The 26,255-nt window shown below is 68.7% G+C and carries 24 protein-coding genes; 12 read left to right on the top strand and 12 right to left on the bottom strand.

Annotated features, from left to right (window positions below; translation table 11 throughout):
• Positions 1 to 17: 17 nt before the first annotated feature.
• Together recJ and IB278_RS06675 are read right to left on the bottom strand one after the other, a co-directional pair.
• Positions 18 to 1,739, bottom strand: a complete 1,722-nt coding sequence (gene recJ / locus IB278_RS06680; RefSeq protein ID WP_145741131.1) for a single-stranded-DNA-specific exonuclease RecJ — start codon at positions 1,737 to 1,739, stop codon at positions 18 to 20.
• Positions 1,736 to 2,704, bottom strand: coding sequence for a hypothetical protein (locus IB278_RS06675; protein WP_145741133.1), 969 nt, complete (start codon positions 2,702 to 2,704; stop codon positions 1,736 to 1,738). The genes recJ and IB278_RS06675 overlap by 4 nt, the downstream gene beginning before the upstream one ends.
• A 74-nt stretch (positions 2,705 to 2,778) precedes the next feature.
• Here IB278_RS06675 and IB278_RS06670 point away from each other — a divergent pair, with 74 nt between their 5' ends.
• From IB278_RS06670 to IB278_RS06660, 3 genes are all read left to right on the top strand, one after another.
• Positions 2,779 to 4,035, top strand: a complete 1,257-nt coding sequence (locus IB278_RS06670; protein WP_021005926.1) for a lipoprotein-releasing ABC transporter permease subunit — start codon at positions 2,779 to 2,781, stop codon at positions 4,033 to 4,035.
• The gene (gene lolD, locus IB278_RS06665; protein ID WP_145741135.1) at positions 4,028 to 4,735 is read left to right on the top strand and encodes a lipoprotein-releasing ABC transporter ATP-binding protein LolD; all 708 of its coding nucleotides are present in this window, start codon (positions 4,028 to 4,030) and stop codon (positions 4,733 to 4,735) included. Before IB278_RS06670 ends, lolD begins: the two co-directional genes overlap by 8 nt.
• Before the next feature lie 94 nt (positions 4,736 to 4,829).
• Positions 4,830 to 5,426: an ATP-dependent Clp protease proteolytic subunit gene (locus IB278_RS06660; protein WP_124957377.1), complete on the top strand. Its 597-nt coding sequence runs from the start codon at positions 4,830 to 4,832 to the stop codon at positions 5,424 to 5,426.
• On the opposite strand, the gene IB278_RS06655 is transcribed toward IB278_RS06660, so the two are convergent.
• The gene (locus IB278_RS06655) at positions 5,427 to 5,816 is read right to left on the bottom strand and encodes a RidA family protein (protein WP_192323024.1); all 390 of its coding nucleotides are present in this window, start codon (positions 5,814 to 5,816) and stop codon (positions 5,427 to 5,429) included.
• Between the two features lie 183 nt (positions 5,817 to 5,999).
• Between IB278_RS06655 and IB278_RS06650 the strand changes: the two genes are divergently transcribed.
• The 9 genes from IB278_RS06650 to IB278_RS06610 are packed head-to-tail and all read left to right on the top strand — an operon-like array spanning position 6,000 to position 15,798.
• Positions 6,000 to 7,574 carry an ABC transporter substrate-binding protein gene (locus tag IB278_RS06650; protein WP_145741138.1) on the top strand — a complete coding sequence of 525 codons (1,575 nt, stop codon included), beginning with the start codon at positions 6,000 to 6,002 and terminating at the stop codon, positions 7,572 to 7,574.
• A gap of 21 nt (positions 7,575 to 7,595) precedes the next feature.
• Entirely contained in the window at positions 7,596 to 8,537 is a 942-nt protein-coding gene (locus IB278_RS06645) for an ABC transporter permease (protein ID WP_124957374.1), read from the top strand.
• A 4-nt stretch (positions 8,538 to 8,541) separates the two neighbouring features.
• The gene (locus tag IB278_RS06640; RefSeq protein WP_145741139.1) at positions 8,542 to 9,381 is read left to right on the top strand and encodes an ABC transporter permease; all 840 of its coding nucleotides are present in this window, start codon (positions 8,542 to 8,544) and stop codon (positions 9,379 to 9,381) included.
• Complete coding sequence (locus tag IB278_RS06635) at positions 9,381 to 10,415, top strand: ABC transporter ATP-binding protein (RefSeq protein ID WP_192323023.1); 1,035 nt, start codon at positions 9,381 to 9,383, stop codon at positions 10,413 to 10,415. The genes IB278_RS06640 and IB278_RS06635 overlap by 1 nt, the downstream gene beginning before the upstream one ends.
• A gap of 52 nt (positions 10,416 to 10,467) precedes the next feature.
• Positions 10,468 to 11,445 (top strand): ABC transporter ATP-binding protein, encoded by a 978-nt coding sequence (locus IB278_RS06630; RefSeq protein WP_145741143.1) that lies wholly within the window; start codon positions 10,468 to 10,470, stop codon positions 11,443 to 11,445.
• A gap of 2 nt (positions 11,446 to 11,447) precedes the next feature.
• Positions 11,448 to 12,758 carry an amino acid deaminase gene (locus tag IB278_RS06625; protein WP_186454140.1) on the top strand — a complete coding sequence of 437 codons (1,311 nt, stop codon included), beginning with the start codon at positions 11,448 to 11,450 and terminating at the stop codon, positions 12,756 to 12,758.
• 11 nt (positions 12,759 to 12,769) lie between these two features.
• A complete protein-coding gene (locus IB278_RS06620) occupies positions 12,770 to 13,681 on the top strand; it encodes a MurR/RpiR family transcriptional regulator (protein WP_145741147.1) in 912 nt (303 codons plus the stop codon).
• Positions 13,678 to 15,153, top strand: a complete 1,476-nt coding sequence (locus IB278_RS06615; protein ID WP_192323022.1) for an N-acyl-D-amino-acid deacylase family protein — start codon at positions 13,678 to 13,680, stop codon at positions 15,151 to 15,153. The genes IB278_RS06620 and IB278_RS06615 overlap by 4 nt, the downstream gene beginning before the upstream one ends.
• 36 nt (positions 15,154 to 15,189) lie before the next feature.
• Positions 15,190 to 15,798, top strand: a complete 609-nt coding sequence (locus IB278_RS06610) for a flavin reductase family protein (RefSeq protein ID WP_192323021.1) — start codon at positions 15,190 to 15,192, stop codon at positions 15,796 to 15,798.
• Between the two features lie 27 nt (positions 15,799 to 15,825).
• On the opposite strand, the gene IB278_RS06605 is transcribed toward IB278_RS06610, so the two are convergent.
• The 9 genes from IB278_RS06605 to paaE all read right to left on the bottom strand — a co-directional run bounded on the left by IB278_RS06605 (position 15,826) and on the right by paaE (position 26,254).
• Positions 15,826 to 16,629, bottom strand: coding sequence for a CPBP family intramembrane glutamic endopeptidase (locus IB278_RS06605; protein ID WP_192323020.1), 804 nt, complete (start codon positions 16,627 to 16,629; stop codon positions 15,826 to 15,828).
• 6 nt (positions 16,630 to 16,635) lie between these two features.
• Positions 16,636 to 17,196 (bottom strand): methyltransferase family protein, encoded by a 561-nt coding sequence (locus IB278_RS06600; RefSeq protein ID WP_145741155.1) that lies wholly within the window; start codon positions 17,194 to 17,196, stop codon positions 16,636 to 16,638.
• A 30-nt stretch (positions 17,197 to 17,226) separates the two neighbouring features.
• Entirely contained in the window at positions 17,227 to 17,985 is a 759-nt protein-coding gene (locus tag IB278_RS06595) for an SDR family NAD(P)-dependent oxidoreductase (protein ID WP_192323019.1), read from the bottom strand.
• Positions 17,985 to 20,039, bottom strand: coding sequence for a phenylacetic acid degradation bifunctional protein PaaZ (gene paaZ / locus IB278_RS06590; protein WP_192323018.1), 2,055 nt, complete (start codon positions 20,037 to 20,039; stop codon positions 17,985 to 17,987). Before paaZ ends, IB278_RS06595 begins: the two co-directional genes overlap by 1 nt.
• Before the next feature lie 142 nt (positions 20,040 to 20,181).
• Positions 20,182 to 20,913 (bottom strand): ABC transporter ATP-binding protein, encoded by a 732-nt coding sequence (locus tag IB278_RS06585; protein WP_145741161.1) that lies wholly within the window; start codon positions 20,911 to 20,913, stop codon positions 20,182 to 20,184.
• A complete protein-coding gene (locus IB278_RS06580) occupies positions 20,910 to 22,808 on the bottom strand; it encodes an ABC transporter permease subunit (protein WP_192323017.1) in 1,899 nt (632 codons plus the stop codon). The genes IB278_RS06585 and IB278_RS06580 overlap by 4 nt, the downstream gene beginning before the upstream one ends.
• Positions 22,805 to 23,833 carry a branched-chain amino acid ABC transporter permease gene (locus IB278_RS06575; RefSeq protein WP_145741165.1) on the bottom strand — a complete coding sequence of 343 codons (1,029 nt, stop codon included), beginning with the start codon at positions 23,831 to 23,833 and terminating at the stop codon, positions 22,805 to 22,807. The genes IB278_RS06580 and IB278_RS06575 overlap by 4 nt, the downstream gene beginning before the upstream one ends.
• A gap of 140 nt (positions 23,834 to 23,973) precedes the next feature.
• Positions 23,974 to 25,122 carry an ABC transporter substrate-binding protein gene (locus tag IB278_RS06570; RefSeq protein ID WP_192323016.1) on the bottom strand — a complete coding sequence of 383 codons (1,149 nt, stop codon included), beginning with the start codon at positions 25,120 to 25,122 and terminating at the stop codon, positions 23,974 to 23,976.
• Positions 25,123 to 25,159: 37 nt separating this feature from the next.
• Complete coding sequence (gene paaE, locus IB278_RS06565) at positions 25,160 to 26,254, bottom strand: 1,2-phenylacetyl-CoA epoxidase subunit PaaE (protein WP_145741169.1); 1,095 nt, start codon at positions 26,252 to 26,254, stop codon at positions 25,160 to 25,162.
• Position 26,255: the final 1 nt, after the last annotated feature.

Raw genomic sequence — 26,255 nt, 5'->3', positions numbered from 1 at the left:
GAGCCGCTTGAGGTGGACTAAATTTCAGCGCCCTCGACCAGGAAGCGCACCCGGCGCACGCCCTGCCATTCGTCGGCATCGAGCCGGAAGGCGAGCTTCACGCGCGCGGGCAGCGGCTCGGTGTGGCCGAACCAGATGCCGTCGACCGGCTGCCCCTGGTGCCGCAGCTTGAGCGCCAGGTGCTTCTCGCCCACGAGGCGTTGCGACACCACTTCGACCTCTTCGCTGAAGGTGGGCGGGGCGAAGCCCTGGCCCCACACTTCGCGGTGCAGCGTGTCCACGAGGTCGATGCGCATGTACTCGCGTGCGATCGGCCCATCCGTTTCGATCTGGCGTGTGAGCGCGGAGGCGGCCAGCCATTCGTGCGCGACCTCGGCCAGCGCGCGCTCGAACACCTCAAACTTCTCTCGTGCCACGGTGCAGCCGGCCGCCATGGCATGGCCGCCGAAGCGCAGCAGCACGCCCGGATGGCGCTTGGCCACGAGGTCGAGCGCATCGCGCAGATGGAAGCCCGGAATCGACCGGCCCGAGCCCTTGAGCTCGTGCTCCTTGCCGGGCGCGCCGCTGGCGGCGAAGACGAAGGTCGGGCGGTGGAAGCGGTCCTTGATGCGCGAGGCCACGATGCCGACCACGCCTTCGTGGAAGTCGGCATCGAACACGCTGATGGCGGCGGGCGGCGCCTCGCTGCCGTCGGCGGTGGCGCCGAACAGCGATTCGGCCAGCAGCAGCGCCTGGTCGCGCATGCCGCCCTCGATGTCGCGGCGCTCGCGGTTGATGCCGTCGAGCATGCGCGCGAGTTCGTCGGCGCGGCCCGCATCGTCGGTCAGCAGGCACTCGATGCCCAGCGTCATGTCGGCGAGCCGGCCGGCCGCGTTGATGCGCGGACCGAGCGCAAAACCGAAGTCGAAGGTGGTGGCCACCGCGGCGTTGCGCCCCGCGGCCTTGAACAGCGCCGCGATGCCCGCGGGCAGTGCACCGGCGCGGATGCGCCGCAGGCCTTGCGCCACCAGGCGGCGGTTGTTGGCGTCGAGCTTCACCACGTCGGCCACGGTGCCGAGCGCGACCAGCGGCAGCAGCACGTCGAGCTTGGGTTGCGTGGCCGCCGTGAAGATGCCGCGCAGCCGCAGCTCGGAACGCAGCGCCAGCAGCACGTAGAACATCACGCCGACCCCGGCGATGCTCTTGCTCTCGAAGCCGCAGCCGGGCTGGTTGGGATTCACCAGCACGTCGGCGGCCGGCAGCTCGGGGCCGGGCAGGTGGTGGTCGGTAACCAGCACCTGCAGGCCGCGCGCCTTGGCGGCGGCCACGCCCTCGACGCTGGCGATGCCGTTGTCGACGGTGATCAGCATGTCGGCGCCGGTCGCGGCCACGCGCTCGGCAATCGGCGGCGTGAGGCCGTAGCCGTCGACCACGCGGTCGGGCACCAGGTAGCTCACGTTTCTTGCGCCGAGCAGGCGCAGGCCGCGCACCGCGACGGCGCAGGCGGTGGCGCCGTCGCAGTCGTAGTCGGCCACGATGCACAGGCGCTTGTCCTGCGCCATGGCGTCGGCCAGCAGCACCGCGGCCTCGCGCGTGCCGTGCAGTGTGTCGGGCGGCAGCAGGCGCGCCAGGCCGTCGTCGAGCTCGTCCTTGGCCAGCACGCCGCGCGCGGCGAACAGGCGGGCCAGCAACGGATGCACGCCGGCCTGTTCGAGCGCCCAGACCGTGCGGGGCGGAATTTCGCGGGCGATGATCTTCACAGGGCCTCCAGCACGCTGGCGGCGCGCGGCCGGTCGAACAGGCTCCTGGCCCAGCCCACCAGCCCGCGCTGCTGCACCGCATAGCGCTGCGCGGCGCGGTCGCCGCACAGCGTGAGCGTGACGTCGGCGCCGGCGGTGCAGTCGGCCAGCAGGCCGGCGATGGGGCCTGCGTCCAGTGCCTGCCATGCCGTGGCCCAGCCCAGGCCGTCATCGCGCAGCGCGGCCACGCGCAGCGCGTCGCTCACGGTCGGTGGAAGGGTGCCGGGCGAGGGGACGCCGGCCTCGAGGGCGCCGGTGCCGCTGAGCCAGAAGGAGTTGATCGGCGGCACGCCGCGCGCGGCGCGGTCGTCGTTCACGCGCTGGGTGTAGAGCAGCATCTGCATTTCGTTCTGGAGACGGCGCAGCGGCCGCGCGGCTTCGGCCAGTGGCGACCACTGCGAGATCGGATGGCCCACCGCGCGGTCGATGGAGGCCGTGGCCAGGCCCTCGAAGATGTGCGCGCGCGCGAGCCAGCGGCCGGGCGCGGGGGAAGGGTGCAGCGCGATGCCGTCTTCCTCGAAGAAGGGATGGGCGGCGGCCAGCAGCGCGGCCGATTCGGCGGCGTCGATCTCGATCGCGGACGGGTCGCCCAGCACCACGTCGTCGATGCCCACCTGCCAGTTGCACAGCGAGACCAGGCCCCAGCCCTCGCGGTCGCCGGGTTCGGCGATGCCGGCCTGCCGGGCTTCCAGCGCGGCCCAGGGAATGCAGCCGTCGGGTGCGGAAATGCCCAGCGCCCGGGCCAGCGCCCGTTCATGGGGCGGCGAGCGCGTGCTTTCGTCCTGCGTATCGGCCTCGGCGAGCGAGAGCCGGGAGAGCAGCGCTTCGAGATTGGGCAGCCGAAGCGTGGGCAGTGCCGCGCGGCACGCCGGGGAACCGCGGCCGGCAAAGGGGATCAACAAGTGACGGGGGGAAGGTTCGGCCATTCCCCCTATTGTCCGGGATGCCACAATCCCGGCATGAAACGCCGCCCGAAGCGCGTTGGGAATAACTGAAAAATATGCGACTTCCTTATGAACTGAAGCTCGGCTGGCGCTACACGCGCGCAGGCCGGGCGACGCGGCGCAACGGCTTCATCTCCTTCATCTCCGGCGTGTCGATGCTCGGCATCGCATTGGGGGTGGCGGCGCTGATCATCGTGCTCAGTGTGATGAACGGCTTCCAGAAGGAAGTGCGCGACCGCATGCTCGGCGTGGTGTCGCACATCGAAATTTTGTCGCGCGACGGACAGGCGCTGCCCGACATCGATGCCATCACGGCTGCCGCCCGCAAGAACCCCGAGGTGATCGGCGCCGCGCCCTTCATTGCCACGCAGGCGCTCATCGCGCGCGGCGAGGACATGAAGGGCACGCTGGTGCGCGGCATCGTGCCCAAGCTCGAACCCGAGGTGACCGACATCGCCACCACGGCGCAGAAGGGCACGCTCGACAAGCTGGTGCCGGGCGAGTTCGGCATCGTGCTCGGCGGCGAACTGGCACGTTCGCTCTTCGTGCAGCCGGGCGACCAGGTCACGCTGGTGGCGCCGGGCGGCCAGGTCACGCCGGCCGGCGTGGTGCCGCGGCTCAAGCAGTTCACCGTGGTGGGCACCTTCGATTCGGGCCACTACGAATACGACTCGGCGCTGGCCATGATCCATGCGGAAGACGCGCAGCGCGTGTTCCGGCTCGAAGGCCCGACCGGCATCCGCATCAAGCTCAAGGACCTGAACGAGGCACGCGAGGTGGCCGACCAGATGGCCGTCACGCTGCCGGGCCAGTTCCTCATCCGCGACTGGACGCGCCAGAACAAGACCTGGTTCGCGGCCGTGCAGGTCGAGAAACGCATGATGTTCATCATCCTCACGCTCATCGTGGCGGTGGCGGCCTTCAACCTGGTGTCCACGCTGGTCATGACCGTGACCGACAAGCGCGCGGACATCGCCATTTTGCGCACGCTGGGCAGTTCGCCGCGCAGCATCATGGGCATCTTCGTGGTGCAGGGGGCGATGGTCGGCGTGATCGGCACGGTGGCCGGGCTGCTGCTGGGGCTGGGCATTGCCTACAACATCGACGTGATCGTGCCGGCGCTCGAGCAGCTGTTCCATGCGAGCTTCCTGCCCAAGGACATCTACCTGATCAGCAAGATGCCGAGCGATCCGCAGCGCAGCGACATCATGCCGATCGCGATCATTTCGCTGGTGCTGGCTTTTCTTGCAACGCTGTATCCCAGCTGGCGCGCGAGCCGCGTCAATCCCGCCGAGGCCCTGCGCTATGAGTGAACGACAAGAGACCGCCGCGCCAGGCAATGGCGTGGTGCTGAAGGCGCGCGGCCTCACCAAGCGCTTTCACGAAGGGCGCATCGACCTCACGGTGCTGCACGGCGTCGACCTGGACGTGCGCGCCGGGGAAACGCTGGCCATCGTCGGCGCTTCGGGTTCGGGCAAGAGCACGCTGCTGCACCTGATGGGTGGGCTCGATGCACCCACGGCCGGCAAGGTCGAGCTGCTCGGCAAGGACATCGCGCATGCCGATGCGGCCGAGCAGGGGCGGCTGCGCAACAAGCACCTGGGCTTCGTCTACCAGTTCCACCACCTGCTGCCCGAGTTCAGCGCGCTCGACAACGTGGCGATGCCGCTCAAGATCCGGCGCATGGATTCCGCACAGGCGGCGGCCGCGGCCACGAAGATCCTCGAAAGCGTGGGCCTGGGCGAACGCCTGCACCATCGGCCGGCCGAGCTCTCGGGCGGCGAGCGCCAGCGCGTGGCCATTGCGCGCGCGCTGGTCACGCAGCCGGCCTGCGTGCTGGCCGACGAGCCCACGGGCAACCTCGACCGCAGCACGGCCGACACGGTGTTCGCGCTGATGATCGAACTCGCGCACAAGCACCGCACGGCCTTCGTGATGGTCACGCACGACCAGGAGCTCGCCAAGCGCTGCGACCGCGTGCTGCAGCTGGTGGCGGGGCGGTTGGCGGGCTGAATTGCCGATGCCGCTTGCCACGGCGCATGCAATGTCGCGAAACTGTCCGTCTGCGCGGCACGAGGCCGTGCAATCACAGGAGCGCTTCTTCATCATGGAAACCGACGACGACACCCCGCCCGCGGCCACCGCCGAGCCGCGCAATTCGTACCTCGAAGAAAAAGCCTTCAAGTCGCGCACGCTGCTGATCTTCGGCAGCATCACCGACTCCGTGGCCGCCGACGTGACGCGCAGGCTCATCGCGCTCGACGCCGACAGCGCGGACAAACCCATCGACATCCTGGTGAGCTCGCCCGGCGGCCACCTGGAGTCGGGCGATGCCATCCATGACATCGTGCGCTTCATCTCCGCGCCGGTGAACATGATCGGCACCGGATGGGTGGGCAGCGCCGCCACGCACCTGTACCTGGCGGTGCCGCGCGAGCGGCGCGTGTGCCTGCCCAACACGCGCTTCCTGATCCACCAGCCCAGCGGCGGCGCCGGCGGGCAGGCGACCGACATCGCGATCCAGGCGCAGGAAATCATCAAGGCCCGGCACCGCATTGCGCACGAGATCGCGCGCGAGACCGGCAAGCCGATCGACGTGGTGCTGGCCGACATCGAGCGCGACCGCTGGCTCTCGGCTGCCGAGGCGGTCGAATACGGCCTGGTCTCGCGCATCATCCAGCGCAAGACCGAGCTGCATGCCTGATCAGGCCTTGGGCTTGTAGGCCACCACGTCGATCTCGACCCTGGCGTCGACCATCAGCCGCGCCTCGGTGGTCGAGCGCGCCGGCTTGTTTTCACCGAAGTAGCCCATGTAGATGCGGTTGAAGGCACCAAAGTCGCGCGCGTCCTGCAGCCAGACGGTGCTCTTGCAGACGTCGTCGAGCGTGGCGCCCGCCAGCGCCAGCACTTTCTTCAGGTTTTCCATCACCTGGCGCGTCTGCGCCTCGATGCCGCCCACCACGATCTCGCCTTCGGCATTGGCAGGCACCTGGCCCGACACGTAGATGAAATCGCCGGCGCGCACGGCCGGGGAGAAGGGGCGGGCCTGGCGGTCCGAGGCGACGGGCGGGGCGCCGAGGTATTCGAGCGGCATGGGAAGACTCCTGAAAAGAATGAAAAAAGGCGGATCGCAAGTATCGATCCAATCTGAAAATTTGTTTCAGAAAAACCCACAAACAAGGGTTAACACGGATGATTTGGCATGGATAGTGCTTCAAAGTGCGGGCCGAAAAGAAAATTTCTTTCACAATTTGCCTGCCCCCACGAAGGAGTTCCCATGTCTCATGCCGGTCTTGTCCAGCGCCTGCCGAAGCTGTCGAAGCGCAGCCTGCTGGGCGCCTCCCTGCTCGCGGTGCTGTGTGCCGCGCTGCCTCAACAGCCAGCGCATGCCCAGGGGCCGCGCAACTTCGCCACGCTGGCGATGGTGGCCGAACCGCAGACGCTCGACCCGATGGCCTCCACGGCCGACCTGGTCGGAACCATCATGCAGCACGTGTACGAGACGCTCTACACCTTCGACGCCAAGTGGAACGTGGTGCCGATGCTGGCCGAGAGCAGCCCCAAGATCTCGGCCGACGGCAAGACCTACGCGATCACGCTGCGCAAGGGCGTGATGCTGCACAACGGCCGCGAACTCAACGCCGACGACGTGGTGGCCAGCCTGCAGCGCTGGATGGACCAGTCGCCGCGCGGCAAGGCCGTGGGCAAGGAAATCGAGAGCCTCAAGGCCAAGGGACCGCTGGGCGTGGAGATCGTGCTGAAGGCGCCGTATGCGCCGCTGCTCTCGCAGCTCGCGCTGCCCAGCGGCATGGCCGCGATCATGGCCAAGGATTCCATCGCTTCGCCGCTGAAGGAGTTCGTCGGCACCGGCCCCTACAAGTTCAAGGAGCGCCGCCCCGACCAGTTCGTGCTGCTCACGCGCTTCGACAAGTACACGGCGCGCAAGGAACCCGCGAGCGGCTATGGTGGCAAGCGCGAGGCGGCCATCGAGGAGCTGCGCTTCGTGCCGGTGCCCAATGCCAGCACGCGCGTCGAAGGCGCCCTGGCGGGCCAGTACGACTTTGCCGACCTGCTGCCGGTCGAGGCCCTGCCGCGCCTGGAGAAGTCGGGCGGCAAGACCGTGCCGATCATGACGCCTTCGTTCGGTTTCCCGTACCTCGTGCTCAACACCAAGGAGGGCGTGGCTTCGAACCAGGCCGTGCGCCAGGCGATCCAGTCGGCGCTCGGCGAAGGCGAGATGCTCGCGGCCGGCTTTGGCGACACGCGCTTCTTCGTGGCCGAAGGCAACCACTTTCCCAAGGGCTCGCCGTTCTATTCGACTGCGGGCACCACGCTCTACAACGAGCGCAATGCGTCCAAGGCCAAGGAGGCCGCGGCCAAGGCCGGCTACAAGGGCGAGCCGATCCGCGTGCTCACCAGCCGCCAATACGACTTCCACTACAACATGTCGCTCCTGATGGCCGAGCAGCTCAAGCGCGCCGGCTTCAAGGTCGACCTGAACGTGGTCGACTGGGCCACGCTGGTGCAACGCCGCAACGACCCGAAGCTGTGGGACATCTACGTGACCCACTCGGGCCAGTTCCCCGAGCCGATGCTCTCGCCGCCGCAACTGGGCGACGGCGCGCCGGGCTGGTGGGACACGCCCGCCAAGAAGTCTGCACTGCAGGCCTTCAATGTCGAGAGCGATCCGGCCAAGCGCGGCGCGCTGTGGGGCAAGGTGCAGCAGGTGGTCTATGAAGAAGTGCCGTACATCAACGTCGGCAAGTTCAACGGCCTCTCGGCGAAGAGCCCGGCGCTGGACAATTACCAGCCCGCAACCTGGCCGTTCTTCTGGAACGCAAAAATCAAGTAAACCCCGCGGCGCCATCCCCCCATGTTTCGCTACCTTGCTTCCCGTGCCGCCGGCATGCTCGTCGTGCTCGCGATCGTGGCGGTGCTCGTGTTCGTGCTCACGCGCGCGGCCTCGGGCGATCCGGTCTCGGTGCTGCTGGGCGACCAGGCCACCGCGGCCGACATCGCCCGCGTGCAGAAGGAGTACGGCCTCGACAAGCCGCTGCCCCTGCAGTTCGGCTACTGGCTGCGCGAAGTGCTGCAGGGCAACCTCGGCACCTCGATCTTCCTGCAGCGGCCGGTGACGCAGGCGCTGTGGGAGCGTGCCGAGCCCACCACATTGCTCGCGCTGATGGCGGTGGCCATTGCGGCGCTGATCGGCGTGCCCTGCGGCATCGTCTCGGCGGTGTTCCGCGGGCGCGTGGTCGACCAGCTCTTCACCGGCATCGCGATGCTCGGCGCGAGCATTCCGAGCTTCTGGCTCGGCATCGTGCTGATCCAGATCTTTGCCGTGTCCTTCGGGTGGTTTCCTGTCTCGGGCTACGGCGCGCCCGATGCGCCCTTGGCCGAGCGGCTGCATGCGCTGGTGCTGCCGGCCACAGTGCTGGGCCTCTTGAACTCGGCGCTCATCATCCGCTTCACGCGCGCCTCGATGCTCGACGTGCTCGGCGAAGACTACGTGCGCACCGCGCGCTCCAAGGGCCTGAGCGAAAGCACCGTCGTGCTCAAGCACGCCCTGCGCAATGCGCTGGTGCCGATCGTCACGGTGATCGGCCTCACGGTCGCGCTGATGATCGGCGGCGCCGTGATCACCGAGACCGTGTTCGGCCTGCCGGGCGTCGGCAATCTCGTGGTGAGTGCGGTGCTGCGGCGCGACTATCCGGTGATCCAGGGCGCGCTGCTCGTGATTGCGGCGATCTACGTGCTGATCAATTTCTCCATCGACCTGCTCTATGCCGTCGTCGATCCGCGCGTGAAGGTTTGAAAAAATGCAAATGCCCCGAATGCTCCGCCAGCTGATGCATCGCCGCATCGTGATGGTCTCGGCGCTGGTGCTGCTGGCCATTGCAGTGCTCGCCATCGGCGCGCCGCTGTTTGCCTCCATCGACCCCAACGACACCGCCGTGCTGCAGCGCCTGAAGGGACCGAGCGCCGAGCATCTGCTGGGCACCGACGAGCTCGGCCGCGACATGTATTCGCGCATCGTGCATGGCGCGCGCTATTCGCTGGCCATTGCGGCACTCACCGCGTTGGGCGCGGTGGTCGCGGGCACGGTGCTGGGCCTCATGGCGGGCTTCTTCCGCCGGCTCGACGCGCCGCTGATGCGCGTGGTCGACGCGATGATGTCGTTTCCTGACATCCTGCTGGCCATCGCGCTGGTGGCCATCCTGGGACCTTCGCTGATCAACACCGTGCTGGCGCTGGTGCTGGTCTACACGCCGCGCGTGGCACGGGTGGTGCGGGCCTCGACGCTGGTGGTGCGCGAGCTGCTGTTCGTCGAGGCGGTGCGTGCGCTGGGCGTGCGCACCTCGCGCATCCTGTGGCGCCACATCCTGCCCAACCTGATGTCGCCGATCCTCGTGCAGGTGTCGTTCATCTTCGCCTACGCGATCCTGGCCGAGGCGGGGCTGTCGTTCCTCGGCGTCGGCGTCCCGCCCGAGATCCCGACCTGGGGCACCATGGTCGCCGGCAGCCAGCAGTACGCGCACCAGGCCTTCTGGGTGGTGCTGTTCCCGGGGCTCGCGATCATCTTCACCGCGCTCTCGCTGCAGTTGCTGGGCGACGGCGTGCGGGACCTGCTCGACCCCAAACTGAAGAAGACGCTGTGATGACGACCACGAACACCCCACGTCTTTCTGTCAGCAACCTCAGCACCAGCTTTCCCACCGAAGACGGCCTGGTCCGTTCGGTGGCCGATGTGAGCTTCTCGATCCAGCCTGGCAAGACGACCGCGCTGGTCGGCGAATCGGGCTCGGGCAAGTCGGTCACCAGCCTCACGCTGATGCGGCTGTTGCCCAAGACCGCCAATGCGCAGGTCAGTGGACAAGCCTCTTTCGTGACCCGCGAAGGCAAGACGCTCGACCTGCTGCAGATCGGCGAGCGCGAGATGCGCAGCCTGCGCGGCAACCAGCTGTCGATGATCTTCCAGGAACCGATGACCAGCCTGAACCCGGTCTTCACCATCGGCGAGCAGATTGCCGAGAGCGTGCGGCTGCACAAGGGACTGGACCGCAAGGCAGCCATGGCCCATGCGCTGCGCATGCTCGAGCTGGTCGAGATTCCGGCGGCGGCGCAGCGCCTTCACGAGTATCCGCATCAACTCTCGGGCGGCATGCGCCAGCGCGTGATGATCGCGCTGGCGATGGCCTGCGACCCCACGCTCTTGATCGCCGACGAACCGACCACCGCGCTCGACGTGACCATCCAGGCGCAGATCCTCGAGCTCATGCGCCGGCTGCAGGCCGAGACCGGCATGAGCATTCTCTTCATCACCCACAACCTCGGCGTGGTTGCGCACCATGCAGACGACGTGGTGGTGCTCTATGCGGGCCGCGTGGTCGAGAGCGCACCCGTGCGGCCGCTGTTCGCGCAGCCCGAGCATCCGTACACGCAGGGCCTTCTGGCCTGCCTGCCGGGCAAGGCGAGATTGCCGGGGCAACCGAAGCCCAAGCGCTTGTTCGCCATTCGCGGACAGGTGTCCAGCCCGTTAGCACCGCCGCCGGGCTGTGCCTTCGAGCCGCGCTGCGACCTCGCGCTGGCGGGCTGCAGCGCCGCAATTCCGCCGCTGATCGATATCCGCCAGGACCGCCAGGCGCGCTGCATTCGCGTGCAGCCCGATGCCCAAATCGCGAGGGCCGCATGAATCGCGCGCTGCTCCCGCCTTGCTCCCTCCCGGGGGAGGGAGAAAGCCTTCCATGACCACCGCCGCTCCCCTCATCGAAGTCCGCGGACTCAAGAAATACTTCGGCAGCAGCGACCGCCCGGTGCGTGCCGTCGACGATGTGTCCTTTGCCATCCAGCCCGGCGAGACGCTGGGCCTCGTCGGCGAATCGGGCTCGGGCAAGAGCACCATCGGGCGTACCGTGCTGCGTCTGGTCGAGCGCACCGAGGGCCAGGTGCTCTACCGCGGCGACGACATCGGCGCGCTGTCGGGCGAACGCATGCGGCGCCTGCGCAGCAAGCTGCAGATCATCTTCCAGGACCCGTACGCAAGCCTGAATCCGAAGATGCGCATCAGCGCGATCCTCGGCGAGGCCCTGTCCACGCACGGCCTGCACAAGGGCGCCGCGGCACGCGACAGGCGCATTGCCGAGCTGCTCGAAACCGTGGGCCTGCGCGCCGAGCATGCGAGCCGCTTTCCGCACGAGTTCTCGGGCGGCCAGCGCCAGCGCATCGGCGTGGCGCGCGCGCTTGCGGTCGAGCCCGAGTTCATCGTGGCCGACGAGCCGCTGTCGGCGCTCGACGTGTCGATCCAGTCGCAGGTCATCAACCTGCTGGCCGACCTGCGCGAGCGGCTCGGCCTCACCATGCTCTTCATCTCGCACGATCTCGATGTGGTCGAGTACCTGTGCGACCGCGTGGTGGTGCTGTACCTCGGCAAGGTGATGGAAGTGGCCACCACCGACGAACTGTTCGCGCGGCCATCGCATCCCTACACGCAGGCGCTGCTGGCCGCGAGCCCGAAGCCCGACCCCACGCTCGCCACCGAGCGCATCGCGCTCAAGGGCGACATCCCGAGCCCGATCTCGCCGCCTTCGGGCTGCGTGTTCCGCACCCGCTGTCCGCACGCGATCGAGGCCTGCGCGCAGACGGTGCCGCCGCTCGACGAGATTTCTCCCGGACACTACAGCGCCTGCATCCGCAAGGAACTGCTTTCCAACATTGCCGCATGACCATGACCGACACCGCTGCCACCGCCGACAAGGACTTCAACGACCCCCTGCTGGGCAACAGCTTCAAGGGCTACCCGCGCACCCAGCCGCCGCGCCGGCGCAGCGAGGTGGGTGCCGCGGGCTGGAACGTGCTGGCGGGCGACCTGCCGCTGCCGCTGGCCGTGCTCAAGCGCGAGGCGCTCGAGCACAACCTGGCATGGATGCAGTCGCGCGTGCGCGAATGGGGCATCGACCTGGCGCCGCACGGCAAGACCACCATGTCGCCGCAGCTCTTCCAGCGCCAGCTCGACGCCGGTGCCTGGGGGCTCACCTTCGCCACCGTCACGCAGCTTGGCGTGGGCGTGGCGGCCGGCGCGCGCCGCACGCTCATCGCCAACCAGGTGGTGAGCGACGAGGACCTGGCCGGCATCCAGCTGCTGCTGCAGGCGCATGCCGACCTGCGCGTGGTGTTCCTGGTCGACTCGCTGGCCCAGCTCGCACTGATCGAGGACTGGTCGAAGCGCCATCCCGAGAGCGTGCCTTTCGAGGTGATGCTGGAAATCGGCGTCGAGGGTGCCCGCACGGGCTGCCGCACGCAGGAGGAAGCGGTGGCGCTCGCCACGAGGCTGCGCGCCAGCGATGCGGTCAAGCTCGTGGGCATCGAGACCTACGAAGGGCAGGGCGCCACGGGTGCCAGCGAGCCCGACACGGCCTACGCCACTGCGCTGATGGACCGCGTGGAAGCCATCGCGCGCCACTGCGATGCGCAGCAGCTGTTCGAGACCGACGAGGTGCTGGTCTCGGCCGGCGGCTCCGCCATCTTCGATCTCGTGGCCGGACGCCTGAAGCCCGCGCTCGGTTCGCCGGTGCGCGGTCTGCTGCGCTCGGGCTGCTATGTGACGCACGACCACGGCTTCTACAAACGCATGGTGAGTGCGGTGGACGAGCGCCTGGGTTGCGATTGCGGCGAGAGCCTGCGCCCCGCGATGGAAGTGTGGGCCACGGTGCAGTCGCGTCCCGAGCCGGGCCTGGCGATCCTGGCCGTGGGCAAGCGCGACATCTCCTTCGACCTGTCGATGCCGGTGCCGATTGCCCGCGCCGCACGCGGCATGCTCGAAGCGCAAGCCGTGCCCGCCGGCTGGAAGATCACCGCGCTCAACGACCAGCACGCCTACCTGCGCTGGGACGCCGCCGAAGAAGCGCAGGCCCCCGTGGTCGGCGACCGCGTCGGCCTCGGCATCTCGCACCCGTGCACCACCTTCGACAAATGGCACTGGATGCCGGTGGTCGAGGAGAACTACCGCGTGAGCGACGCCGTCGCCATGCATTTCTGAAACCTGCCGCGATGACTCCTTCCCTGCTTCAGAAGATCGCGCAGGCCCGCAGCAGCGCGCCCGCCACGCGGCGCGCGATTCTCGACCTGATCCTCGAAGACCCCGACCGCGCGCTCGAGGAGAGTTTCGAGCAGCTGGCCGAGCGCTCGCGCAGCTCGGTGCCCACCATCATGCGCACCTGCCGCGACCTGGGCTTTGCCGGGCTGCGCGAATTCAAGCTCGCGCTCGCGCAGGAGCTGGCGCTCGGCGGCTCGCCGCTGCACCGGCGCGTGAACATCGAGGATGCAGCAGACGAAGTCGTCGGCAAGATCGCGCGCAGCGCAGCGGCCTCGGTGTCGGGCGTGCGCGGACAGCTCGACATGCAGGTGCTCGAAGGGGCCGTGGCCGCCATCGCGGCCGCGCCGCACGTCGACCTGTACGGCGCGGGCGCCACCTCGTGGTTCATGGCCAACGACCTGCAGGCGCGGCTCTTCAGGCTCGGCCTCTCGGCCAATGCCTGGGCCGACTACCACCTGCAGCAGGTGGCCGGTGCGGCGCAGCGCCCGGGCGGCGTGGTCATCGCCATCTCGCACGTGGGCGGCATGCCTTCGCTGCTCGACGCGGTGGACATCGCGCGTGGGCAGGGCGCCAAGGTGGTCGCGCTCACGCGGCCCGGCACGGCGCTGGCGGCCAAGGCCGATTTCCTGCTGGGCCTCTCGGTGCCCGACGACGCCGTGATGCACGTGGGCATCGATGCCTACCTGACGCACCTCACCGCCATCGAGATCCTCACGGTGCTGGTGGCGCAGCGGCGTGGCGAGCCTGCGGTGCAGCGCCTTCAGCGCGCACGCGAGGCCTTCCAGCGCCACGGCATCGACGCCACCACGCATCCCTTGCAAAGCTGGGACGGCGGTGGCATCAACACCGGAGGCCGCGCATCGTGAGCGATCGATCGAAAGCCATCCTGCTCGAGGCCGGACTCGTGGTCGACGGCTCGGGCGGTCCCTCGTGGCCCGGCGACGTGCTGCTGCAGGGCGACCGCATCCTCGCGCTCGGCGAAGGCCTGCGCGGGCGGCTGCCCGAAGGCCTGGCGCTCGAAGAGGTCGAGGTCGTCGACTGCCGCACGAAAGTGATCGCACCCGGCTTCATCGATGCGCACACGCACGACGATGCCATCGTGCTGGGCGACCCGCTGTGCCTGCCGAAGGTGTCGCAGGGCATCACCACCGTGGTGACGGGCAACTGCGGCATCTCGCTTGCGCCGTACCGCACGCCGCAATCGAAGCCGCCGCTCACGCTGCTGGGCGCGGAATCGTTCCAGCATGCCACCATGGCCGAGTACCGTGCGGCCGTCGATGCCGTGCAGCCTGCGCTCAACGTGGCGGCGCTCGTGGGGCATACCACCCTGCGCTTCGCGGCCATGGAGGCGCTCGACCGGCCCGCGAGCGGTGAGGAGTTGGCGCGCATGGAGGCACTGCTCGACGGCTGCATGGCCGAAGGCGCGCATGGCCTCTCGTCGGGACTGTTCTACGAAGAAGCGTTTGCCGCGCCGGCCGAAGAAGTGACAGCGCTCGCGCGCGTCGTGGCAAGGCACGGCGGCGTCTACGCGACGCACCTGCGCAGCGAAATGCAGCAGATCATCGAGGCGCTGCACGAGGCGGGCGACACGGCGTTCAGCGCCGGCGTGCCGCTCGTCATCTCGCACCACAAGTGCGCGGGTCCCGCCAACTGGGGCCGCACGAAGGAAACGCTGCCGTTGATCGAAGCGCTTGCCCAGCGCCAGAAGATCTCGATGGACGTGTACCCCTACGTGGCTGGTTCGACCGTGCTGCGCGAAGACCTGGTCGATGGCGTCATCGACGTGCTGTTGACCTGGTCCGACCCGCACCCCGAGATGACCGGCCGCCTGGTTTCCGAGATCGCGCGCGAGTGGGGCACCACCGAGCAGGAGGCCTGCCTGCGCCTCAAGCCCGGCGGCGCCTGCTACTTCCAGATGCAGGAGGAAGACGTGGAGCGCGTCATCGCGCATCCGCTCACCATGATCGGCAGCGACGGCCTGCCGCACGACCGCCATCCTCATCCGCGGCTGTGGGGCGCGTTCCCGCGCGTGTTCGCGCGCTACTGGCGCGAGCGCCGCCTGTTCACGCTCGAGCAGGCCGTGCACAAGATGACAGGCATGACCGCGCGCAACCTGCGCATTGCAGACCGCGGATTGCTGCGTGTTGGTGTGATGGCCGACGTGGTGGTGTTCGACCCCGAAACCATCGCCGACACCGCGACCTACGACAAGCCGCACGGCGTGAGCCTGGGCGTGGAGCGGGTGTTCGTGAACGGGGTGCTGGCGTATCGAGGCGGCCACGGCGGATCGCCCCGCGTGCTTGCGCGCGCGGGGCGGATGCTGACGCGCGGCGAATAGCAGGTGCTTGGCGGCGCGGCCGGTACGATGGGGTGCATGAACGCCATTCACCGCAAGCCCGTTCCGCTCGCCAAGGCCTACCGCCTGCTCAACCATGGCCCCACCGTGCTCGTGAGTGCCGCGCACGGCGGCCAGCGCAACATCATGGCCGCGGCCTGGGCGATGCCGCTGGACTTCGACCCGCCCAAGGTGGCCGTGGTGCTCGACAAGAGCACCTGGACGCGCGTGCTGCTCGAAGCCTCGGGCAGCTTCGCGCTGCAGGTGCCCACGCGCGCGCAGCTCGACCTGACCGATGCGCTGGGCAACAGCTCGGGCCGCGAGATCGTTGAGCGGGCGGGTCACGACAAGTTCGCGGCGTACGGCCTTCAGACCTTCGCGGGCGTGGCAACCAATGCGCCGCTGCTGGAAGGCTGCGCGGCCTGGCTCGAATGCCGGCTGCTGCCCGAGCCGCCGATCCAGCAGCGCTACGACCTGTTCCTGGGCGAGGTGACCGCGGCGCAGGCCGATGCGCGCGTGTTCGCCGATGGGCGATGGAACTTCACCGGGCACGACGAGTTGCGCACGCTGCATCACGTGGCGGGCGGGCATTTCATCGTCGACGGCGAGGCCGTCGATGCGCGGCCGCTGGCGCCCGTGCGCCGCTAGTCTTTTCGCGCGTGGCCGCTTCGGGTTTCAGGGAGCGGGGTTGCGCGCGACCGGTAGCACCAGCATGCGGCGCAATGCCAGCACGCCGCACAGGCCTGCGATCGCGGCCAGCAGCAAGGCCCACGCCATGTCCGCCGTCGAGGTGCCATCCGGCCAGTCGCCGATGAAGATCGTGCCGCTGTTGTAGGCCGCGTGCAGCGCGATGCACGGGATCAGCGAGCGGCTGCGCTCATAGAGCCATCCGAGCACGGTACCCATCACCAGGCCCACGACAAACTGGTAGATGTTCAGATGCGCGGCGCCGAAGAGCAGCGCCGAGCCCACGATGGCCTGCCACCGCGAATAGCGCAGCAGGAACCCGCGCAGCACGATGCCGCGGAACAGCATTTCCTCGAGCAGCGGCGCCATGAGGCACACGGCCAGCGTGGCCGCGATGCTGCCGTCGGCCATGCGGCTGAACATCGACTCTTCCCAGGCCGAAAGCGGCGCGACGAAAACCAGCAGGTTGAGCACGGCGGTCATCACCACCATCAGGCCCGGCACGAGCAGCAGCACGGGCGGCACGACCAGCATGAGGGTGGCCCGGGCGGAAGCGGGTGATTGGTGGAAGAGTTCGCGGTAGGTGAGCTTCTGGTGGTGCATGACCACGGCGAACACGCAGCCGTTGCCCAGCACTGTGGACAACACGCCGAGCTGCATCCCGTTCAGGCCGAGCCAGCGATTGGCATCGCGCAGCGCAACATCGATGACGAATTCGCAGATAAACACCGCCAGGAACAGCAGCGCGGCCTGCGTGGCAGAGGGAAAGGCCGTGCTCTTGGTGGAGGACATGGGCTGCTACAGCACGAACGGAATGAAGCGCCGCGTGCTGCGCATGTATTCGCGGTAGTCGTCGCCGAAGTGCGCGATGCATTCCTTCTCGTCGCTCAGGGCCGTGAGAAACAGCAGCACCGTGGCCGCCAGCACCAGCGCCAGGGTGAACCAGGTGAACTGCTTCAGGAAGGCGCCCCAGGCCAGCAGCATCAGCGCGGTGTACATCGGGTGGCGGATATAGCGGAAGGCGCCCGTGCTGACGATGGACGAGGTCTTCTCGAAGCCGTAGAGCGCCGGGTCGTCGCTGCGCGCCTCGGTCGGCTTGCCGTGGGCCTTGAGCAGCTTCACCGCATGGATCGGCAGCCAGATCGACAGCGCGAGGAAGACGCAGGAAAGCAGCTGGGTGAAGGACAGCGGATCGACGTGCCACACCGGCAGGTTCACGATGATCAGCACCAGCATGCATTCCCACGCGAAGAAGCGGTAGAAGCCGTGCGAGCCGGGCTGGCGCAGCGGTCCGCGCGAGACGTACAGCAGCGCGGCCGTGCCGGCAACGAAGAGAAGGATCTGGAACCAGAGAAGCATGGCGGCCGAATTTACACGGGCCGCCGGGCTTCAGCCAGAGATGGAGAATCCGCCGTCGACCGGAATCGCGGTGCCGGTCACGTAGTCGGAGGCGGGGCTCGCGAGGAACACCGCGGTGCCGGCGATGTCGGCCGGCTGGCCCCAGCGGCCGGCGGCGGCGCGGGCCACCACCCGGTCGTAGAGGCCCGGAATCTGGCTGCGGGCGCCGTCGGTCAGCTCGGTCTCGAACCAGCCCGGCAGGATCGCGTTGACCTGGATGTTGTCGGCCGCCCATGAAAGCGCGGTCGACTTGGTGAGCTGCACGATGCCCGCCTTGCTCGCGGCATAGGCCGGCGCGTAGGGCGCGCCGAAGATCGACATCATCGAACCGATGTTGATGATCTTGCCGCCACCGGCCGCCTTCAGGTGCGGGTGCGCGGCGCGGCTGCAGAGAAAGGCGCTGGTCAGGTTGGTGTCCAGCACCAGGCGCCATTCGTCCAGCGCGAGCTGGTCGACGGGCTTGCGCACGGTGGTGCCGGCGTTGTTGACGAGGATGTGGAGGCGGCCGCAGCGCGCGGCCGCTTCGTCGACCGCCTTCTGCACCGAGGCTTCGTCGGCCACGTCGACTTCGAGCGCGAAGCTGTCGCTACCGAGGGCCCTGAGCGCCTCGACCGCGGCGGCCGACTTCTGCGCGTTGCGCGCGGCAATGACGACGCGCGCGCCGGCCCTGGCCAGCCCCTGGGCCATGCCCAGGCCGATGCCGCCGTTGCCGCCGGTGACGAGCGCTGCTTTTCCCGTGAGATCGAACATCAGGTGGTTTCTGGTTTCTTGGAAACGAGGGTCAGGATATCGTAGCTCGCGACCAGTTCGCCGTCCTGGTTGGTCACCTCCACGTCCCAGGCCACCACGCCCTGGCCCTGGCCGCTCGCGTCCTTCCTGTTGCGGTCGATCTTGCGCTTGCAGGTCAGGCGCGCACGGATGGTGTCGCCGATGCCCACGGGCTTCACGAAGCGCAGCGTGTCGAGGCCATAGTTGGCAAGCACCGGCCCCGGCGCGGGCGAGACGAACAGTCCGGCCGCGGCCGACAGCACGAAGTAGCCGTGCGCGATGCGCTTGCCGAACGGCGATTCTCTGGCCGCCACCTCGTCGAAGTGCATGTAGAAATAGTCGCCCGAGATGCCGCCGAAGGCGACGATGTCGGCCTCGCCGACGGTGCGGCGGTGCGTGAGCAGCGAGTCGCCGATGCGCAGGTCCTCGAAGTGGCGGCGGAACGGGTGCACCTCGCTCTCGCGCACGGCCGCGCCGCGCACGTGTTCGCCGGTGATGGCCGCCAGCATGGTGGGCGAGCCCTGCACCGCGGCGCGCTGCAGGTAGTGCTTCACCGCGCGCAGGCCACCGAGTTCTTCGCCGCCGCCCGCGCGGCCCGGACCACCATGCTTGAGCTGCGGCAGCGGCGAGCCGTGGCCGGTCGATTCGGCGGCGGCCTCGCGGTCGAGCACCAGCAGGCGGCCGTGCCAGGCGGCCGCCACCGGAATGGCCCTGGCCGCGATGGCCGGGTCGCGCGTGACCAGCGTGCCGACGAGGCTGCCGCGGCCGCGCGCGGCCAGCGCCAGCGCCTCGTCGATGCCGTCATAGGGCATCAGCGTGCTGACGGGGCCGAAGGCTTCGACGTCGTGTGCGGCATCGTGTTCGAGCGGCTTGCGGCTCAGGAGCAGCGTGGGCGCGAAGAAAGCACCTTCGGCCACGCCGTCGCCTACGGGCGAGAAGCCGTCGCGCTCGCCGTAGACCAGCTCGGCGCCCTGCAGCAGTGCGGCCACGCGCTCGGCCACGTCGGCCTGCTGCGCGCGCGAGGCCAGGGCGCCCATGCGCACCTCTTCGCGCGAGGGATCGCCGACGACGGTCTTGGCAAGCCGCGCGCGCAGCCGCTCGGCCACGGCATCGAGGTGCTGCCGCGGCACGATCGCGCGGCGGATCGCGGTGCACTTCTGGCCGGCTTTGACCGTCATCTCCCGCGCCACCTCCTTCACGAAGAGGTCGAACTCCTCGTCGTCGGGCGTCACGTCGGGTGCAAGGATCGCGCAGTTGAGCGAGTCGGCCTCGGCATTGAACGGGATCGACTGGCGCACCAGGTTCGGATGCACGCGCAGCCTGGCCGCGGTGTCGGCCGAGCCGGTGAAGGTGACCACGTCGGCGCCTTCGAGCCGGTCGAGCAGGTCGCCCGTGCCTCCGATCACCAGCTGCAGGCTGCCTTCGGGCAGGATGCCCGACTGCACGATGAGCCGCACCAGCGCTTCGGTCAGGTAGCTGGTGGCCGTGGCCGGCTTGCCGATGCAGGGCATGCCCGCGAGGAAGCTGGGCGCGAACTTCTCGAGCAGGCCCCACACCGGGAAGTTGAAGGCGTTGATGTGCACCGCCACGCCGCCGCGCGGCACCAGGATGTGCGTGCCCGCGAAGCCACCCTTCTTGCCGAGCGCAAAGGCCGGGCCTTCGTGCACGAGGTTGCCCGAGGGCAGCTCGTTGCTGCCGATGCCGGCATAGGCGCTCAGCGTGCCGGCACCGCCTTCGATGTCGATCCAGCTGTCGGCGCGGGTCGCGCCCGTGTGGGCCGAGATCGCGTAGAGCGTTTCCTTGTGGGCTGCGAGGTACTTGGCCAGCGCCTTCAGCCGTTCGGAGCGCTGCTGGAAGTCGAGCGCCATCAGCGCGGGCAGGCCGGTGCGGCGCGCGTACTGCAGCGCTTCGGCGAAGTCGATGGCCTCGGCGTGCGTGGCTGCCACGGGCTGGCCGTTGACGGCGCTGCGCAGTTGCTGCGCGGCCTGCTGGCCGATCCAGCGGCCAGCGATGTAGCTTTGGAGGGTGGTGGTCATGGGCAATGTCCTTTCCGTGTTGCTCCTTCCCCCGCTGGGGGAAGGCTGGGATGGGGGCTGTCCCCGAATTCAAGCCGTGTGGAGCTGGAGGCCGCGTGCCCCCACCCCCGCCCTCCCCCGGAAGGGGAGGGAGAAAAGCGGGTCATTCCTTCTTGCCGATACCGAGGTAGGTATCGATGATCCGTTGGTCATGCAGCAGGTCGCGCGCCTTGCCTTCGAGCGCGATGGCGCCCATCTCGAGCACATAGGCCCGGTCGGCCACCTGCAATGCGGCGCGTGCGTTCTGCTCCACCAGCAGCACCGAGACGCCATGGCTTCGCAGCTGCGAGACCACGCGCAGCACCTCGCGCACCACCAGCGGCGCCAGGCCCAGCGAGGGTTCGTCGAGCATCAGCAACCGCGGGCGTGCCATCAGCGCGCGGCCGATGGCCAGCATCTGGCGTTCGCCGCCCGAGAGCGTCGAGGCCAGCTGCGGCTTGCGCTCGCGCAGCCGCGGGAAGATCTCGAACACTTCTTCCATGCGCGCGCGCTGGTCGCGTTTGCCCTTGCGCCACTGGTAGAAGCCGCCGAGCAGCAGGTTGTCTTCGACCGACATCTCGCCGAACAGCTCGCGCCGCTCGGGCACCAGCGCCACGCCGCGCGCGACCATGGTCTCGACGCCCGGGCGCGCGATGCGCTCGCCATGCAGCGCGAGGCTGCCGGTGGAGGGCAAGAGGCCCATCGCCGCGCACAGCAGCGTGGTCTTGCCCGCGCCGTTGGGGCCGATCACGGTGACGATCTCGCCTTCGTTCACAAGCAGCTGCACGCTGTGCACCGCCTCGACGCTGCGGTAGGCGACGCAGAAGCCGTCGAGTTGAAGGATCGGCGCGCTCATCGTGCGTCTCCCAGGAGTTCGTCGTCGGCGCCGCCCAGATAGGCTTCGAGCACGCGCGGATTGGCCTGCACTTCGGCTGGCGTGCCAGTGGCGATGACGGTGCCGAATTCGAGCACCGTGATGCGGTCGGCCAGGTTCATCACGAATTCCATGTCATGTTCCACCACGAGGATGCCCAGGCCTTCGGCGCGCAGCTGGCTCAGCAGCACGGAAAGGGCGCGCTTCTCCAGGTGGCGCAGGCCCGCGGCGGGTTCGTCGAGCAGCAGCACCGAAGGCTGGCCGGCCAGCGCGCGCGCGATCTCGACCACGCGCTGCTGGCCGAGCGAGAGCGATGCGGCCGGCGTGTCGGCATGCGCGCCGAGGCCGCAGCGTTCGATCTGGCGGCGCGCCTCGGCCATCAGCGCGGCTTCCTCGGCGCGGTCCAGCCGCAGCATCGCGGCGAGCCAGCCGCGCCTGGCGCGCAGGTGGGCACCGAGCGCCACGTTCTCGGCCACGCTGCGCGCACCGAGCAGGCGCACGTGCTGGAAGGTGCGGCCCAGGCCGAGTGCGGCGAACACGCGCGATGGCTTGGCCGCCATCGGCTGGCCCGCAAGCCGCACTTCGCCGGAGCTCGGGTCGTCCACGCCCGAGACCATGTTGAAGAAGGTGCTTTTGCCCGCGCCGTTCGGTCCGATCAGTGCGTGGATCTCGCCGGCCTTCAGCGTCATCGAGATGTCGTTGTTGGCCACCAGGCCGCCGAAGCGCTTGCTGACCTTGGTGGCCTGCAACAGCACCTCGCCCCTGGCGGGCAGGTTGCGGTGCGCGAGCTGCACGGCCGGCGCGGCATTGCTCGCGGCCGTGGCATGCGGACGCACCCAGCGCCCCGCGAGGCGCGCCAGCGTGGGCCACAGGCCGTCCGCAAAGCGCTGCAGCACAAAGAGCATGAGCAGGCCGAACACGATCACTTCGAAGTTGCCACTGCTGCCCAGCAGCGCGGGCAGCAGGTCCTGCAGCTTTTCCTTCAGCAGCGTGATGAGCGTGGCGCCCAGCACCGCACCCCACAGGTGCCCCGCGCCGCCCACCACCGCCATGAACAGCAGCTCGATGCCGATGTTGAGATTGAAGGGCGTCGGGTTCACGAAGCGCTGCAGGTGCGCATAGAGCCAGCCCGAGACGGCCGCCAGCAGCGCAGCCAGCACGAACAGCTTCACGCGGTGCCGGGCCGTGTCCACGCCCATCGATTCGGCCATCAGCCGGCCGCCCTTGAGCGCGCGGATGGCCCGGCCTTCGCGCGAATCGAGCAGGTTGTGCATGGCCCACAGCGCGAGCAGCAGCACGGCCCAGATCACCACGCCCAGCGCGCGCGGCGTGGCCAGAGAGTAGCCGGCAATCACCAACGGCGGCACGCCGGTGATGCCCGTCTGCCCGCCAAGGAAATCCATGTTGCCGAGCAGGTAGTACAGGCTCAGGCCCCAGGCGATGGTGCACAGCGGCAGGTAGTGGCCCTGCAGCTTGAGCGTGACCGCGCCCAGCGCCCAGGCGAGCGCGAAGGTGAAGGCGAGGCCGAGCAGGAGCCCGGCCCATGGCAGCAGCGCAGGGCTCACGGCGCCGCCCATCCATGCGGCGGCCGCGGGCGAGGTGCAGATCCAGGCGGTGGCGTAGGCGCCCATGCCGACGAACGCGGCCTGGCCGAAGGAGGTCATGCCGCCCACGCCGGTGAGCATCACGAGCCCGGCCGCGACCAGCGCATAGAGGCCGATGTTGCTGAGGACGGAGACCGTGAACTCGGGCAGGAAGCCCCAGGCGAGCGCCAGCGCCGCCACGCAGGCGAGCGTCAGCTGCCGCGGCGTGGCCAGCGCGCGGCCGGCCGGTGCCGGTGCGGCGGCTGCAGTGTTGCTGGACGGGGTGTTGTTCATTCCTCGTCCTCCACATGATGGCTGTGCAGCGAACGCCACCACAGCACCGGAATGATCAGCGTGAAGACCAGCACTTCCTTGAAGGGGCTGGCCCAGAACGAGGCAAAGGCCTCGAGCTGCCCGACCAGCAGCGCGCCCGCGAGCGCCAGCGGATAGCTCGCCAGTCCGCCCACGATGGCGGCGACGAAGCCCTTCAGGCCGATCAGGAAGCCGGTGTCGTAGTAGACCGTGGTGAGCGGCGCGATCAACAGACCCGAGACCGCCCCGATCAGCGCAGCGAGCGCAAAGCTCAGGTCGCCCGAGAGCTCGGTCGGGATGCCCGACAGCCGCGCGCCCACGCGGTTGATGGCGGTGGCGCGCAGCGCCTTGCCGATCATCGAGCGGCCGAAGAAAAGAAACATCGCGAGCACCAGCAGCAGCGTGACGCCGACCACCACCAGCGACTGCCCGCTGACGGGAATGCCGCCGATGTCGAAACGCTCTTCGGAGAACGCCGTGGTGCGATAGCCCTCGGCGCCGAAGAAGAGCAGGCCCAGCCCCACCAGCACGCCATGCAGCGCGACGGAAACGATCAAGAGCATCAGCACGTTGGCGCTGGCCAATGGCCGGTACGCCAGGCGATAGAGCAGCGGCCCGAGCGGCATGATGAGCAGCAGCGTGGCGAGCGTCTGGCCTGCCATCGACGTGGGCTTGAGCAGCAGCACCAGCGCGGCGGCGGCCAGCGGCAGCACCACGCACCATGCGAGCGCGGAGGCCCAGTCGACCACCACACCGCGCTTCCAGCGCCAGAACTCGACCACCAGCACCATCGCTGCCAGCGCGAGCAGCAGCCACAGCGTGGCCGGCACGCGGCCGGCCTGCAGCACCGCCATCGACAGCGCCCCGAAGGCGACGAACTCGCCCTGGGGAATGAAGATGACGCGCGTGACCGAGAACACCAGCACCAGCGCGAGCGCCATCAATCCGTAGACGGCACCGTTCACGATGCCGTCCTGCCCCAGCAACAGGGCGATCTGCAGATCCATATAACTACAGCCTTCGGGCAGCGCCCGTGAGTCAGGTCAGGAACACCGAGGAACCGGCTTTGCCGGGCCTCTGGTGTTGCCCCCGGTAGGGGGTGGGAGAAGCGACACGAAGTGCGCGAAGCCTGGGGGCGAGCCGAGTTTCAGGGCTGGTATTTCCAGGCGCCGTTCTCGATCTTGACCATGACACGGGCACGCTGGTCCAGGCCCAGGTGGTCGTTGGCGGTCATGTTGAACACGCCGTGCGCGCCCGACACTTCCTTGACCTGCTCGAGCGCATCGCGCAGCGCGGCGCGGAATTCGGGCGTGCCGGGCTGCGCCTTCTTGAGCGCGACCGGCACGGCCGAGGTCATCAAGAGGCCCGCATCCCAGGCGTGCGCGCCGAAGGTCGACACCGAGTTCTTGCCGTTCGCGGCCTCGTAGGCCGTGACATAGGCCAGGGCCGACTTCTTCACCGGATGGCTCGCGGGCAGCTGCTCGGCCACCAGCACCGGGCCGGCAGGCAGGAAGGTGCCTTCCACGTCCTTGCCGCCGACGCGCAGGAAGTCGGCATTGGCCACGCCGTGCGTCTGGTACATCTTGCCGGTGTAGCCGCGCTCCTTGAGCGTCTTCTGCGGCAGCGCGGCCGGCGTGCCCGAGCCCGCGACCAGCACCGCATCGGCCTTGGCGGCCATGATCTTCAGGGCCTGGCCGGTCACCGAGGTGTCGGTGCGCGCGTAGCGCTCGTTGGCCACGATCTTGAGCTTCTTCAGTTCTGCCGCCTTGGCGAATTCCTGCGACCAGCCTTCGCCGTACGCATCGGAGAAGCCGATGAAGGCCACCGTCTTCACGCCGCTGGCGGCCATGTGCTCGGCAATCGCGAGCGACATCATGATGTCGTTCTGCGGCGTCTTGAAGACCCACTGCTTCTTGGCGTCCATCGGCTCGACGATGCGGGCCGACGCGGCAATGGAGATCATCGGCGTCTTGGCTTCGCTCACCACGTCGATCATGGCGAGCGAGTTGGGCGTGGTGGTCGAGCCCAGCACGATGTCGACCTTGTTCTCGGCGATGAGCTTGCGCGTGTTGGCCACGGCAGCCGTGGTGTCGGAAGCGTCGTCCAGCACGATGTAGTTGATCTTCTGGCCGCCGATGGTCTTGGGCATCAGCGCAATGGTGTTCTTCTCGGGAATGCCCAGCGAAGCGGCAGGGCCGGTGGCCGACAGCGTCACGCCGACATTGACGTCGGCCCAGGCCGCGGCGGCGGTGGCGCACAGCGCGGCGATCAGCAGGGGCTTGAAGAAGAATTTCATTTTGGACTTGTCTCCGGGTTGAAAAATCGTTGTGGCGTCAACGCTCGTCGAAGGACAAGGTGACACGTTCAGTGAGAGGGTGGGCCTGGCAGGTCAGCACGAATCCCGCGGCTACTTCATTCTTGTCGAGCGCGAAGTTTCTTTCCATGCGGACTTCCCCCTCCACCAGCTTCGCGCGGCAGGTGCCGCACACGCCGGAGGTGCAGGAGAACGGCACTTCGAGGCCGGCGGCCGAAGCCGCATCGAGGATGCTCGGCTGCCCTTCGGTGAAGGTGATCTCGCGCTGCAGCCCGTCGCGCACGATGGTGATGCGCGCCTGCTTGGCATCGCCGGGCAGGGCTTCGTGCACCACCGCACCCACCTGGCCTGCCGATGCTGCCGAGGGCAGCGCAACGCCAAAGCGCTCGATGTGGATGCGCTCCTCGGGCACGCCGGCGGCCAGCAGCGCGGCTTCGGCCTCGTCGTTCATCTGGAAGGGGCCGCAGATGTAGGCGTGGTCGATGCCGGCGGCCGGCACCAGCGTGTTCAGGAACTCGCCGATCTTCTCGCGGTTCATCACGCCGGAGCCCAGCGGGGAGTCGGTGTGCTCGTCGGAGAACACCAGCTGCAGCGCGAGCCGCGTCATGTAGCGGTTCTTCAGGTCCTCGATCTCTTCCTTGAACATCGTGGACTGCAGCTGCCGGTTGCCGTAGATCAGCGTGAAGCGGCTCAGCGGCTCGCGCGCGAGCACCGTCTTCATGATCGAGAGGATCGGCGTGATGCCGCTGCCGCCCGCAATGCCGACATGATGCCGCGCGGAGCCCGGCTCGATCGGCACGAAGAAGCGGCCCTGCGGCGCCATCACCTGCACCGTGTCGCCGGGCTGCAGGTGCGCGTTGATCCAGTTGGAGAACACGCCGCCCTGCACCTTGCGCACGCCCACGCGCAGCTCGCCGTCGTCCAGGCCGGCGCAGATCGAATAGGAGCGGCGCAGGTCCTGGCCGTCGATGTCGCGGCGCAGCGTGAGGTACTGGCCCTGGGTGAAGCCGAAGACCTGCTGCAGCTCGGGCGGCACTTCGAACGAGACGATGACGGCTTCCGAAGTGTCGGGTTCGACAGCCTTCACGCGCAGGGGATGGAAGAGGGTGCTCATC

Origin of the sequence: Variovorax sp. VRV01, assembly GCF_014852545.1 — a bacterium.
GTDB lineage: Bacteria > Pseudomonadota > Gammaproteobacteria > Burkholderiales > Burkholderiaceae_C > Variovorax > Variovorax beijingensis_A.
The sequence above is the reverse complement of the archived record's forward strand: the minus strand, read 5'-3'. Positions and strand labels throughout refer to the sequence as shown.